This is a genomic window from Miniphocaeibacter halophilus, assembly GCF_016458825.1.
In the GTDB taxonomy this organism is placed as follows: Bacteria; Bacillota; Clostridia; order Tissierellales; family Peptoniphilaceae; genus Miniphocaeibacter; species Miniphocaeibacter halophilus.
In genome coordinates this window covers 1,349,661-1,362,212 of sequence record NZ_CP066744.1, presented here as the reverse complement: position 1 = coordinate 1,362,212, position 12,552 = coordinate 1,349,661, and the positions used below count along the sequence as shown (strand labels likewise).

The 12,552-nt window shown below is 27.7% G+C and carries 16 protein-coding genes; 5 read left to right on the top strand and 11 right to left on the bottom strand.

The annotated features are described in order from the left end of the window. Positions 1–8: 8 nt before the first annotated feature. The gene (locus tag JFY71_RS06620; protein ID WP_243660036.1) at positions 9–1,169 is read right to left on the bottom strand and encodes an SIS domain-containing protein; all 1,161 of its coding nucleotides are present in this window, start codon (positions 1,167–1,169) and stop codon (positions 9–11) included. A gap of 230 nt (positions 1,170–1,399) precedes the next feature. Further along, positions 1,400–2,047 (bottom strand): epoxyqueuosine reductase QueH, encoded by a 648-nt coding sequence (locus tag JFY71_RS06615; protein ID WP_243660035.1) that lies wholly within the window; start codon positions 2,045–2,047, stop codon positions 1,400–1,402. 77 nt (positions 2,048–2,124) lie between these two features. On the opposite strand from JFY71_RS06615, the gene JFY71_RS06610 reads away from it, so the two are divergent. Together JFY71_RS06610 and JFY71_RS06605 are read left to right on the top strand one after the other, a co-directional pair. Further along, positions 2,125–2,466, top strand: a complete 342-nt coding sequence (locus tag JFY71_RS06610) for a DUF6572 domain-containing protein (protein WP_243660034.1) — start codon at positions 2,125–2,127, stop codon at positions 2,464–2,466. A 93-nt stretch (positions 2,467–2,559) separates the two neighbouring features. Next, positions 2,560–2,922, top strand: coding sequence for a DUF6572 domain-containing protein (locus tag JFY71_RS06605; protein WP_243660033.1), 363 nt, complete (start codon positions 2,560–2,562; stop codon positions 2,920–2,922). Between the two features lie 65 nt (positions 2,923–2,987). Here the strand turns inward: JFY71_RS06605 and JFY71_RS06600 are convergent, their stop codons facing one another. The 6 genes from JFY71_RS06600 to JFY71_RS06575 form a co-directional block, all read right to left on the bottom strand. Further along, positions 2,988–4,082 carry an RNA-binding protein gene (locus tag JFY71_RS06600; protein ID WP_243660032.1) on the bottom strand — a complete coding sequence of 365 codons (1,095 nt, stop codon included), beginning with the start codon at positions 4,080–4,082 and terminating at the stop codon, positions 2,988–2,990. Positions 4,083–4,236: 154 nt separating this feature from the next. Continuing rightward, positions 4,237–5,082 carry a lipoyl synthase gene (lipA, locus tag JFY71_RS06595; RefSeq protein WP_243660031.1) on the bottom strand — a complete coding sequence of 282 codons (846 nt, stop codon included), beginning with the start codon at positions 5,080–5,082 and terminating at the stop codon, positions 4,237–4,239. Positions 5,083–5,093: 11 nt separating this feature from the next. After that, the gene (locus tag JFY71_RS06590; protein ID WP_243660030.1) at positions 5,094–6,071 is read right to left on the bottom strand and encodes a lipoate--protein ligase; all 978 of its coding nucleotides are present in this window, start codon (positions 6,069–6,071) and stop codon (positions 5,094–5,096) included. After that, positions 6,068–7,102: a lipoate--protein ligase gene (locus JFY71_RS06585; protein WP_243660029.1), complete on the bottom strand. Its 1,035-nt coding sequence runs from the start codon at positions 7,100–7,102 to the stop codon at positions 6,068–6,070. Before JFY71_RS06585 ends, JFY71_RS06590 begins: the two co-directional genes overlap by 4 nt. Positions 7,103–7,263: 161 nt before the next feature. Continuing rightward, positions 7,264–7,704 (bottom strand): GNAT family N-acetyltransferase, encoded by a 441-nt coding sequence (locus JFY71_RS06580; RefSeq protein ID WP_243660028.1) that lies wholly within the window; start codon positions 7,702–7,704, stop codon positions 7,264–7,266. Between the two features lie 13 nt (positions 7,705–7,717). After that, complete coding sequence (locus tag JFY71_RS06575) at positions 7,718–8,371, bottom strand: DUF998 domain-containing protein (protein ID WP_243660027.1); 654 nt, start codon at positions 8,369–8,371, stop codon at positions 7,718–7,720. Between the two features lie 135 nt (positions 8,372–8,506). Here JFY71_RS06575 and nudC point away from each other — a divergent pair, with 135 nt between their 5' ends. The 3 genes from nudC (at position 8,507) to JFY71_RS06560 (ending at position 10,254) form a co-directional block, all read left to right on the top strand. After that, entirely contained in the window at positions 8,507–9,340 is an 834-nt protein-coding gene (gene nudC, locus JFY71_RS06570) for an NAD(+) diphosphatase (RefSeq protein WP_243660026.1), read from the top strand. Between the two features lies 1 nt (position 9,341). Continuing rightward, a complete protein-coding gene (locus tag JFY71_RS06565) occupies positions 9,342–9,647 on the top strand; it encodes a helix-turn-helix domain-containing protein (RefSeq protein ID WP_243660025.1) in 306 nt (101 codons plus the stop codon). 280 nt (positions 9,648–9,927) lie between these two features. Beyond that, on the top strand, positions 9,928–10,254 hold the full coding sequence (locus tag JFY71_RS06560; RefSeq protein ID WP_243660024.1) for a helix-turn-helix domain-containing protein: 327 nt from the start codon (positions 9,928–9,930) through the stop codon (positions 10,252–10,254). 60 nt (positions 10,255–10,314) lie between these two features. Here JFY71_RS06560 and JFY71_RS06555 read toward each other — a convergent pair whose 3' ends face one another. The 3 genes from JFY71_RS06555 to JFY71_RS06545 all read right to left on the bottom strand — a co-directional run bounded on the left by JFY71_RS06555 (position 10,315) and on the right by JFY71_RS06545 (position 12,533). Further along, complete coding sequence (locus JFY71_RS06555; RefSeq protein ID WP_243660023.1) at positions 10,315–10,830, bottom strand: nitroreductase family protein; 516 nt, start codon at positions 10,828–10,830, stop codon at positions 10,315–10,317. A 45-nt stretch (positions 10,831–10,875) separates the two neighbouring features. Further along, complete coding sequence (locus tag JFY71_RS06550; RefSeq protein ID WP_243660022.1) at positions 10,876–11,583, bottom strand: DUF554 domain-containing protein; 708 nt, start codon at positions 11,581–11,583, stop codon at positions 10,876–10,878. A 119-nt stretch (positions 11,584–11,702) separates the two neighbouring features. Further along, positions 11,703–12,533, bottom strand: a complete 831-nt coding sequence (locus JFY71_RS06545) for a histidinol-phosphatase HisJ family protein (protein WP_243660021.1) — start codon at positions 12,531–12,533, stop codon at positions 11,703–11,705. Positions 12,534–12,552 lie beyond the last annotated feature (19 nt).

Genomic DNA, 12,552 nt, shown 5'->3' with positions numbered 1-12,552 from the left:
TTAATCTCCTATTCATATGAATGGATTATTACTCCTTTTACCACTCTATTAACAGTACCAGTTGCAGATGGAGTATCTGGTTTGTTATTTACCTTTAGACTTGCCATAATAGCAATTGTTTGAGCCACCATTATATATGGGAAAACCAAAAATATATCTTCAATATTAGTATTTTCATTTAAAGAGAATTCTTTAAAGTCTTCATTTAAATTATCTTTTGTTATAGCTATAGTTCCTACAGCAATATTATTTTCAAAAATCTCGTTTAATATATCTACATCATATTTTCTTGTATATTCATTAGTAGAAACAAAATCGAATACTAAGGTCTTTTCATTAACAAAGGATTTTGGTCCATGTCTAAATCCCATAGATGAATCGAAACAAGTTACAATTTGTCCCGCTGTTAATTCTAATATTTTTAGTTGAGCTTCTCTTGTTAGTGGTGTAAATACACCGGAACCTAAATAAACAACTCTATTGAAATCCAAATCTACAAATTGTTGTATTTCCTCATCTCTTTCCACTACATTCTTACCCAATTTTGTTATTAGTTCTACATTATTCTTCTTTTCTTCTTCACTAAGATCATTGTCAAAAATCAATATACTTGAAAGTAGCATACAGGTAAAAGAACCTGTCATAGCAAAACCTTTATCGTTTGATTTGTCTGGCATTAATAGGACAAAAGCATTGTCCTTGTCCTTCAAATCCTGTGATAATTTTCCTTCCTTAGCACATGTTATAGCTAAGTGATAAATATCGTCTACTAATTGATTTGCTAAATCAACTGCCTTAATACTCTCAGGACTATTTCCACTTCTAGCAAAAGAAACTAAAACAGTAGTTTCGTCTTTGTTAAAAAATAAGTATGGATTTGAAACTATATCGGTTGTAGGGATTGATTCAAAAACTAAATTTCTGTTCTTTTTTAATAATAGATGTTTTGCTGCTATATCTCCAACATAAGCAGAGGTTCCTGCCCCTGTAAATATTATTCTTACTTTTTCTTTGCCTTCTGAAACCTTATCTATGAACTTCTCTATTCCTTCTTTGTTTTTGTTGTAAATTTCCAACGTTTCCAGCCATAAATCCGGCTGTTGAGCAACTTCTTCTACCGTAATTACCGCACCTAAATCCTCTAACACCTTTTTTTCTAAATTAAACATTTTTTCCTCCTTATTTTTATACTGGTACTCTTTATTTAATTATACATCATTCGCAGAAAAAATGCTACAAATATTGAAAATAAGCCATTTTAAAGATACCTGTTTCACCATTATCCTACTGTATATTGATATTCCAACTAGATAATTTAGATACCAGTTAGGCTTGTTTTAAAAAATTTGGTTTTCATAGTATTTTATAGAAAAATATACATATATAATTAAGCAAATAACTACATATGTATATCTTTTTTTCTTTTTATTCTCTCTTCTGTTTCATTTTTTGAAAAAATACAACCACAGTAATCCTGTCTGTATAAATTCCAAATTTTAGATAGTTCTATTGAACGTTGGTATCCACCTTTTTTCTTAAAATCCGATGGCAGATGTTTTACCTTATACTCTAAAGCAATTTTTTCTCCTATTTCATTTATTTTATTGGCATTTTTATAGGGACTAATACTTAAAGTAGTCGTAAAATAATCCATCTTATATTTCTTACACAAAAAAGCAGCTTGTTTCATTCTAAATTCATAACATCTAAAACATCTTTCCGTTCCTTCACCTAAATCTTCGTAACCCTTAATACTGTCATAATATTTTTTAGGAATATATTCTCCCTCAATTAAATCTATAGGATATTTAGAAGGAATTTTCTTTATTACCTTTTTTTGCTCTTCCAGTCTAATAAAATATTCCTTCTTCGGAAAAATATTTGGATTATAATAAAATAAGGTAATTTTAAAATACTGACTTAAATACTCTAAAACATAACTTGAACACGGTCCACAACAGCTATGCAATAGTAGTTTCGGTGGATTTTCTTTATCTATATTAGTGATTATTTTTTCTAACTCTTTTTGATAATTTCTTTTTTCCATAAGACATTCCCCTCTATTAAAATAATATTGTAACATATTTTGGGTATTATAAATATATATAGCTAGAGGAGGTTATTATGAGCATTACTGAACAATACTTAATAGACGGATTTGAAACAGACAATAAAGAAGTTCTTACATTGCATATAAACGACTCGCTTTTATGGAATGAAGAAATAGAAGGTACACATCTTTATCATTTGGAAAATAAGATTAAATACTACATTGAATATATAAGGGGAAGAAAGTTTGATTCTTTATTTAAAAATAACCAATATTCTAGTTTTATTATTAAATATATATATGAATATGAACTTCCACAACCTGCTTTAGATTTATTAGAAAAATATAAGGATGAGTTTAAAGAAAACAAAATCACATTTAAGCTATCATACTCTAAACAAAATTTTTCAGGCTGAGGTTGTTAATTACTAAATAGTATATTTAGATTTGAAAAATTGGGTATATAATTATACAGGTTTTTTTACCTGAATAATTTTTTGGAGGTTATTATGGCAGTTAATGAATATTTTCAAGTCGATGGTTTAGGAATTAATAATAGAAATGAAAGTGATTTAATATTATTGATTAATGACACTCTTAATTGGGTTACTGACGATGAGAAACAACATTTAGAGCATTTACAAAATAAAATTAATGCTTATGTAGAATATATAAGAAGCAAACAGTACAAACATGTTTATCCAGATGATGAATTTAATGAATTTACAATAGATATTCATATGAATTCATATCCTACTGAACTTGCAATAAAGTTCTTTGATATGGTTAATGGGGATTTAGAAAAAGAAAACATTAAGGTTATTGTTGCTATTGATGAAAGTTCACAAGAAGAACCAACTTCCTGTGGCTGAGGTTTCTAAAGTATTAAATAGTTTATTTAATAAGGTTAAAAGGGAAGTTTTAAAACTTCCCTTTTTTAGTCTCTTTTATATTCAACTACTTCTTTTTTTATTTCAATTTTATTAATATATTCTAATTTTCTATAATAATCCAGCTCTATAAAATCCGTCGGTTTAACCTTCATAATATTTTTATTAAAATAATTTAAACCTGCTATTTCCAACATTAAATATACAAATTGAGAGCAGAACATAATATTTGGCTTATGGGAGTATTGAAAAACTCCGGCAATATTGTAGGAACTTCCTACTTCATTTATTTCTTTAACCTTTTCTATGATAGTTCTTTTCTGTATTGAATCTGCCTTTAATTTATATACTATTATAGAAGCACCTTCATTTTCAATTAATTGTTCCAATTCTTCCGGATTTAGTCCCGGTGAATAGACACCTCCACCGCCATTATAACTTATAATAGTTTCTAGTTTTTCATCAAAGGATAATGACACATGATTATATAGTTTATTTGTAAAGGCTCCTATTATTTCACTAGCCGAACTTTTAGTTCTGGATATAACAATATATATATAACCATTGTCTACAGTAGAATAAGCCTTCTTAAAATATTCTTCTGAAAGACTTTTATTATTTATATATGAAAAAGCATTGTGTTTTGGTATATCCTGTATTATTTCATTTATTTGTTCTCTTGTTATTGTAGTTCCCGCTCTTTTTACCAGCTCAATCTTTCCTGTAATAATATCTCTATCCTTCATAATTTGAGAATAGGTAAAAGAGTAAAATCTATTAAAATATGGATATATTAAAAAAACAAGCCCAGTTTTTACTAATATTCGCTTAATAAAAAATGGCGTAAGAATTAATGCAATTCCTATTATTCTGTATATTAAAAAGAATTTTTCGTCATTTGCAAAAAAATAAAAAATAAAATTATTGGCAATTATTTGAAAAGCCATAATTATAGTATAAATAATTAAATATAAAACTTTTTCTTTTCTTGTAACCTGTGATAGTGCATTATTTACTAAGAAAAAAACTAAACAAATAATACAAGCCATATTAAATGCCATATAGTTGTTACTCCAGTAAAGAACTGAAACAGTAACTCCTAACATAAGTATAACTCGTAAATAAAACCGTATATTTTTCATAACAACCCCATCTATTTGATTTATATTAATACATTATATCATAAGGGATAAAAATTTAACTATATTTAAAATTATTTAAATAAAAATACACCTTAGGAGTAAATTATGTATTTAACCCTAGGGTGTACTTTGAATTTATTATTTAATTTTCATATTATAATTTTATTGCTTCAGCATGGTATGAGCTTCTTACAAAGGGACCTGATGCTACTTTTAAAAATCCCATTTCATAGGCAAGGTCCTCATATTTTTTAAATTGTTCCGGAGTTACATATTCTTTTAATTCTGCATGTTCTAATGATGGTTGTAAATACTGTCCTATTGTTATCATATTTACATCTATTTCCCTTAATCTTTTAAAAGTATTTATCATTTGTTCTTCTGTTTCTCCAAGTCCAACCATAATTCCCGTTTTTGTTACAAGACCTTTTTTCTTAGCATAGTCTAAGACTTTCAAACTTCTTTCAAAATTAGAACCTGGCATTATTTTATCATATAATTCCGGTACTACTTCTATATTATGATTTAAAACATCTGGTTTTTCATCATAAATTATATCCATTAATTCTTCTTTTCCCTTTAAATCCGGAATTAATACTTCAACTGTTACTCCCGGAGTCAATGCTCTTATTTCCCTAATTACATCTCTAAACTGTTTAGCACCACCGTCTTCTAAATCATCTCTATCGACAGATGTTATAACTGCATGTTTAAGATTAAGTCTTCTAACAGCTTCAGCTAAATTCTTGGGTTCCTGCTCATTTACAGGGTCTGGCTTTCCATGGGTAACATCGCAGAATTTACAATTTCTTGTACACACACTTCCTAAAATCATAAATGTAGCTGTTCTTCTTTCATAACATTCCATTTTATTTGGACAATTTGCATGGGTGCAAACTGTATTTAAATTCAAGTCATCTAGCAGATGTTTTACTTCTGCAGTATTTCCTCCTCCTTGAATTTTAAGCTTCATCCATTCCGGTTTTCTTTTTATTTTCATTTACTTCATCCCTATCTTTCTTTAAATAAATCCTTTATAAAAATTTCCTCTGTCATTCCTATTATATAAAAACCTACATTAACACCTTCTAAAGCTTTTTTAAATTCACTTTCTGTAAAATTTAATCCTATGAATTTTTCAGTTAACTTGTCAACTTCATCGTTGCTAAAAAAGTCACCTGTTATGACAAATTTACTTACCTTACCCTTGTCTAAGGATATTCCATATTCAACTATGCCAAAGTCGTGTTTTTCAGCAAGTTCAATTTGAAATTTCGGAGTCATTCCATAATTCCAATTATCGTTACCAAATTTTTCAGAAACAATTTCCTCTATTTTTTTCTTTTCCTCTTCATTTGGCTCTGTAATATGGTCAATATTAAATACTTCCATTACAGTTTTATTTAAATGGTCCATAAATTCCTGTGGCGTTAAATCTATTTCATCCTTTAGTCTTCCTACTCTTGAAGATACGGACTTAACGTTTTTACCAACGAATTTCAAAGGGTTTGGCTTTAAAGCATTTTTTAAATGTTCTAAATTTCCACCAAAAAGTATTGTTCCATGATGTAATACTTTACCATGTCTATGGTATTGAGCATTACCGGAAAACTTCTTACCATCTATAACTAAATCATTTCTTCCTGTAAATTCTCCATGTAGTCCAAGTTTTTCTAAGGCTATAAGAACAGGCTTGGTAAAATATTCAAAGGAATTTCCTTCCCTTTCCTTTGTAATAAAGCTGTATTGAATAACTTCCATATCCTGAAAAACCGCTCCCCCACCTGAAAGTCGCCTTACTATTTCAATATTGTTTTCTTCACAGTATTTAATATTTACTTCCTTATATATATTTTGGTTTCTACCAATTACAACACAAGGTTGATTTCTCCACACCATAAAAATATCATCATCATAATTATTAAAAACATAGTTTTCAACAGCTAGATTATATGCAATTCTATTATATGGACTATTTACAACTATCATAGACACTCCTTCTTACAATTAATATCCTCTATTAAAATATTGCTTCTTTCAATACTTTCTCTTTTAAAAATATCGTTAATGAAAATTTCAGATGTCATCCCATCAATATAATCGGATATTTTATTGGTATATAGGGCATTTTTAAAATCTTTTTCTGTAAATCTAAGACCTACTAGCCTTTCAGAAAATTTCTTTATATCGTCTTTACCAAAGAAATCCCCATTGATTATAATATCGTCAACTACTCCATTAGCAAGGGATACTCCGTATTCTACAATGCCAAAGTTATGCTTAACAGAGTGTTTTATACCGCATTTTGGACTTTTCCCATAATTCCAATTATCTGAAGCAAATCTTTTAGTTTTTATTTTTAAAATTTCATCTTCTGTTTTTTCATCTATTTTGCTTATTTTATTAATTTTAAAATCTTCTAAGACCGTTTTTTTAATATGGTCCATAAATTCTGTAACCGATAAATCCATTTCGTTTTTTAACATTCCAACTCTAGCTGAAACAGAATTAACATTTTTACCAACAAATTTTAATGGATTTGGTCTAAGGGCCTTTTTCATATTTTCCATGTTCCCACCATACAGTATTGAACCATGATGAAGAACCTTCCCATTACTATGATATTGTGCATTTCCTGAAAACTTCTTTCCGTCAATTATAAGGTCATTTCTACCTGTAAACTCTCCCTTTAAGCCAAGTTTATCTAAAGAGTCGATTATAGGTTTTGTAAAATAACTAAAGGAATTCCCCTCCCTTTCCCTTGTAATAAAAGTATATTGGATTATTTCTAAATCACAATAAATTGTGCCTCCTCCGGAAAGTCTTCTTACAATATCCATATTGTTTTCAATACAGTAGTCAATATTTACTTCCTTATATATATTTTGATTACGCCCTAAAAGAATACATGGTCTATTTCTCCATATTATAAAAATATCTTCCTTGAAATTATTAAATAAATACTCTTCTAAAGCATGATTATATGCCGGATCCAAATTATTATTTTCTATAACTATCATTAAATTTCCCCTTAAATAAGAAATATTTGGAAACTTTTTCCCAATATAAAAATTATATCACACTATTATATTAACAAAAAGATAAGAGAAAATAATAACAATTATTATTTCCTCTTATAGAAATTGTTCATACTATTGCCATTGTCTATATATTTAATATACTACAATTCCTTTTTGAAAATTTTTTCAATATTGCCAAAATTATTCTGTTTTTCTTGAACTACCTTAAATCCATATTTTTCATATAAACCACTTTCTTCACTTATAATGTAAGCCTCATTGAAGTTTAGTAGTTTAAAATATTCTAGTCCTGTATTTATCATCTCTTCACTTATTCTATTGCCACGGTATTTTTCATCTACAAAGACAAAACCTATAAAAGGACCGTACTCTAAATTGGGATTTCCATCTTTTTTTGTTAGAGTAGAAAATCCTATAATATTGTTATTATCTATAACAGCTATTACTCTTTCCCAACTTGTAAAATTGTTTTTTCTCATATTAATAGCTAGGAATTTCCCTGCCACCCAAGAACAATTATCAGCATAATTTATAACTTTATTCCATAATTTATTCTCATTGCTAATAATTTCTATTTCCATATTATCTCCTTGTTTAATTGTTTCTAATCAATGTTTTATCTACTACTCCATTTACAGCTACTATAAAAAATGGTAAGAAAGTAAATAATAAGGAGAGTTTCTGCCACAAGCCCCTGTATCTACCGGCAATAATATAGAAAAACTCAAATTTAGAAACTGCAAACAAAACCATAAAGATTCCTACTAATATAAAATTTATAATTGTTATATTTACCATTTTCTTATTCTTTTCTAAACTATATAATCTTCCTAATATTAAAATTCCTATAATTATAGCTACAAAAGCCATAAAGGAAGCTGAACCATGAATTAACTTTCCTATATTAATAATTTTAAAATTCAACATGGAATTATCAAATAATCCTGTAAGAATACAATCTCCTAAGGAAAATACCCCTATTGATATACTTAAGTATTTAGCCAGTTTTTTTGAAGTGTTACTAAATCTAGTAAAAAATGCCGGTATTGCCATAAAAAACAAAATACCATTTGTAATTTCCCATATTTTAAAAACTATATTTACAAAACCCTCTGTTTCGCCAAATTTACTTATTACATTTACTATTTGATTAAAGTCTGCAACAAAATAACCAAGAACAAAAGGTAGAATTAATTCACTTATTATTGCTATAATCATAAAATAAAATCCATTTTTTCTTAAATTCAAATTTCCCTCCCACATAAATAATTGTATCTATTATATATTATCTACCTATAAAAATATATAAACTTACTATATTTATTAATTATATGGCTCTAATTACTTCTTTCTGTTAATATATTTATAAAGCTGGTGATTAAAATGATTAACGATATTTGTCCTCATGTTTTTAATAATGAATACAAAAATATAAAACCTAAAAAAGAGGATATAGCATTAATTTATAATAAGGAAAAAATTCTATTAAAAAAAGAAAATAACACTATAATTTATCCAACAATAGAAGAAATAAAAGAGAAAAACATAAAATATACATTCTTATTTACAATTGACAATAGGAACTATTTTTTAGCAGAAAATGTAGATACGAGTAAACTAAAAGAATATTCCCTACACTCAAATTTCATTTTAAGAAAAACAAAGCCCACATACTTATCCTTTGCTGGAATAACAGGATATCAACTTAATACATGGTACAACAACACGAAGTATTGTGGTAAGTGTGGCAGCAAAATGTACCATAGTGAAAATTCCAGGTCTATGGTATGTAGTAATTGTAATGACATTAGGTATCCTTTTTTAGCTCCTGCTGTTATAGTTGGTATAATAAATAAAGACAAATTATTGGTTACTAAATATAATAGAAGTAAATATAAAAACTATGCCCTAGTAGCAGGTTATGCAGAAATTGGTGAAAATATAGAAGATACAGTACGTCGTGAAGTAATGGAAGAAGTTGGACTAAATGTAAAAAATATTACATACTATAAAAGTCAACCTTGGAGTTTTTCCTGCTCCCTATTATTTGGATTTTTCTGTGAACTAGACGGCTCTGACGAAATAGTATTGGACAAAAATGAACTTTCTATGGCTAAATGGGTTACTAGGGAGGAATTGTATAATAGCCCTGACTTAATTAGTTTAACAGCTGAAATGATACAAATGTTTAAAGATAATAGAGTAAAGTTTAGGTGATATGATGGAATTTCATGAAAGATTAAAAATAATAAGGGAAAAACAAAAAATTGATTTAGAAAATTTAGCAAAGGATTTGAATATTTCTTCAGAGGAAATTATTAGTTGGGAAAGCGGAGAAAAAGAACCTAGTATAAATAATTTAATTAAATTAAGTAAAATCTATAGAACTTCCACTGACTATTTATTAACTGGAAAAAGTAGTTCTGACTTTTTCTTTAAAATATTAATGATAGTTTTGTCGGTAATAACCCTGGGAGTTTTTTTATTTATTATTATTGCTGCAATAACAATACTGTTTAAATAAAATTTCGAAAATCATAAAAAATCTAAACTTTAAATTAAGAAAGTTATATATTTGTTAGCCTTAATATAACAGGATAAAAATTACAGTTTTTTTTATTTAATGCTAATTTTTACAAAGTGGACCTCCAGTTGTAAATTGTATTTTTATAATAAATAGCTAAACATTTACTAATTACTATAAATATCATTTGTGCAACTACTAGTTGACAGCTATTAAGCTTAGTTTGGTAGTATGCAACTAAGAATTTATGGTAATCTATTAATAAATATAGGAGGTTATTATGATTTCAGAAAGATTACAAAATTTAAGAAAAGAAAGAAACTACTCTCAAGAAGAACTTGCTGAAAAATTAAATATTTCAAGACAAGCAATTTCTAAATGGGAATCTGGACAAGGAAATCCGGATATAGATAATATTATAAAATTAAGTGAAATTTATAATATTAGTACAGATTATATTTTACTAGGCAAAGATATTAAAAATAATTCCTCAACTAATTATCCATCTTCTATTCAAGATGTTAAAAAAATTCTACTTTATTGTTCTATATCAGCAATTGCAATTATTTTAACAATAGGTTTTGTTATAAAATCAATTATACTTTGAGAAAGTATAAAATTTCTTTTTCTACAAAATACAAAAACGAGAAATATAACATTTCTCGTTTTATAATTCTTCAACTAATTCATTTCTTTCCTTGAAAGTATTATGGTTATCAGTAGGTTTTGCGTTTTCTGAAGCGTAGCCTACTGGAAGTAAACAAACCGGTCTTAAATTTTCCGGAATATTAAATTCCCTCTTAGTTAATTCCGGATCAAAGGAAACTACCCATACAGAATCAAGTCCTAAATCCTTTGCTTGTAACATCATATGAGAGCATACTATTGAGCCGTCCATTACTCCACTATTATAATTTTCTGTAAATGGACTTTGCCAGCTTTCATCTTCATTAACACAAATTAAAAATACAATAGGAGCATTATAGGCATTTTTAGTAATTTTTCTTATTTTCTCTATAGCTTCCGGACTTTTTAAAACAAAAATCTTTTGTGGCTGAAAATTACAAGCCGTTGGAGCAACCTTAGCCGCTTCTAATATTTGGTCGATTTTTTCTTCTTCAACTTCTTTATCCTTATAATCCCTTACAGAATACCTTTCCTTTGCTAATTTAATAAAATCCATAATTTCCTCCTTCTTTTTAGATATTTTAATACATTTTACCTTCCTTTAAATAAACAGACTATAGATTATTGGAATTAATAAAGCCGGTATGGAATTTCCAACCTTTATCTTATTTCCCCAGACTAAATTTATACCTATGCAAAAAACCAAGGTAGCACCAACCATAGATATATTATTAATCAATTCTGTTCCAATAAAATTTCCACTTAATATGGCAATTACAGTTATGGCTCCTTGATATATAAACATAGGCATTGCTGCAAAAGCAGCTCCTATTCCAAATAAAGAACCATTAATCATAACAATTACAAAGTCCAAGGCCCCTTTAGCAACTAACATTGAATAATCTCCTGTAAGTCCATTTTGAATTGAACCAACTATTCCCATAGCTCCTACACAAATTATTAATGAAGTATTTACAAAGCCTTCTACAAAGTAGTTATCTTCTTTTTTATTGAATTTCCCCTTTATCCATTGACCTAATCTATGGATTTTATCTTCTATTTTTAAAATTTCTCCTACAATAGTACCAAGAGCTAAAGAAATTATTAACATCATAGTTCCCTGGGTCTTAATATTATTTCCGTCTATTACCAACATATATTGTAAGGTTCCGGTAATTCCAATAAATAAAACCGCCACACCTATAATTTTCATAAGGCTTTCTTGAATATTTTTCGAGATTTTACGTCCAAAATATGTACCAAATATTCCCCCTAGAACTACTAAGGCTGTGTTTATTATTGTCCCCAAATTTATCACTTCCCTTTAAAACAATAAGCTATTAATCATTTTAGTATATATCTTTAACACGTTAAAGTCAAAGATACAAATATTAATAGCCTAGATTAATTTAATTATTTTACCGTAAATTATAGTTTGTGAAATTTAGGAATCATATTAGCAAAAGTACAAAAATACTTAAATCCAATTTCCTTTAATTGCTCTTTTGCTCTATCTACACCAAAACCTAAATCCTCTTCTTTGTGGCTATCACTACCTATGGTAATAATCTCGCCACCAAGTTCCTTGTATAATTCTAAAATTTTAATAGACGGAGTTAGGCCATTTACCTTGTATCTTACATTGGAAGTATTAAATTCTAAACCCTTTCCATCCCGTATGGTCCTTTCTAATATTTCTTTAATTATATCTCTATTATACTCAAACATATCCACTTCTTTATCTAAATATCTTCTAATTAAATCCATATGGGCCAAGCAGGAATAACCTTTAAAGTTTTTTACTACATTTAGCATTTCTCCATAGTATTCATCATAACATTCTTCATCTGTTCTACCTTTTTGGAATTCCCCTGTCCAAAATTCCATATCCCTAACTTGATGAATCGACAATAAAATAAAATCCATAGAATATTTTTTCAATAGTTTTTCATACTTATCTATTGTATGACTTTGTACTCCAAATTCTAAACCACTTTTTATATTTATTTTACCAGAATATTTATTTTTTAAATCTTCTATTTCTGCAAAGTATTTTTCATAATCAACATTTCTAATTTCCTTACCTTCATGTATTCTAGGAGTTCCCTTATCTGTCCAATCAATTTTTACTCCATAATCAACATGATCTGTAAAGCAAATTTCATTTAAACCTAAATTAATTGCATCTTGTACTACTTTTTCCATTGGATACCAAGAATCATCACTATAGTCAGTATGTATATGGTAATCTAACTTCATAATCCACCTCTTAAAATTT

Excerpts from the sequence above, each read along its gene's own strand:
- JFY71_RS06620 (WP_243660036.1), bottom strand. The coding sequence starts at position 1,169 with ATGTTTAATTTAGAAAAAAAGGTGTTAGAGGATTTAGGTGCGGTAATT.
- JFY71_RS06615 (WP_243660035.1), bottom strand. The coding sequence starts at position 2,047 with ATGGAAAAAAGAAATTATCAAAAAGAGTTAGAAAAAATAATCACTAAT.
- JFY71_RS06610 (WP_243660034.1), top strand. The coding sequence starts at position 2,125 with ATGAGCATTACTGAACAATACTTAATAGACGGATTTGAAACAGACAAT.
- JFY71_RS06605 (WP_243660033.1), top strand. The coding sequence starts at position 2,560 with ATGGCAGTTAATGAATATTTTCAAGTCGATGGTTTAGGAATTAATAAT.
- JFY71_RS06600 (WP_243660032.1), bottom strand. The coding sequence starts at position 4,082 with ATGAAAAATATACGGTTTTATTTACGAGTTATACTTATGTTAGGAGTT.
- lipA (WP_243660031.1), bottom strand. The coding sequence starts at position 5,082 with ATGAAAATAAAAAGAAAACCGGAATGGATGAAGCTTAAAATTCAAGGA.
- JFY71_RS06590 (WP_243660030.1), bottom strand. The coding sequence starts at position 6,071 with ATGATAGTTGTAAATAGTCCATATAATAGAATTGCATATAATCTAGCT.
- JFY71_RS06585 (WP_243660029.1), bottom strand. The coding sequence starts at position 7,102 with ATGATAGTTATAGAAAATAATAATTTGGATCCGGCATATAATCATGCT.
- JFY71_RS06580 (WP_243660028.1), bottom strand. The coding sequence starts at position 7,704 with ATGGAAATAGAAATTATTAGCAATGAGAATAAATTATGGAATAAAGTT.
- nudC (WP_243660026.1), top strand. The coding sequence starts at position 8,507 with ATGATTAACGATATTTGTCCTCATGTTTTTAATAATGAATACAAAAAT.
- JFY71_RS06565 (WP_243660025.1), top strand. The coding sequence starts at position 9,342 with ATGATGGAATTTCATGAAAGATTAAAAATAATAAGGGAAAAACAAAAA.
- JFY71_RS06560 (WP_243660024.1), top strand. The coding sequence starts at position 9,928 with ATGATTTCAGAAAGATTACAAAATTTAAGAAAAGAAAGAAACTACTCT.
- JFY71_RS06555 (WP_243660023.1), bottom strand. The coding sequence starts at position 10,830 with ATGGATTTTATTAAATTAGCAAAGGAAAGGTATTCTGTAAGGGATTAT.
- JFY71_RS06545 (WP_243660021.1), bottom strand. The coding sequence starts at position 12,533 with ATGAAGTTAGATTACCATATACATACTGACTATAGTGATGATTCTTGG.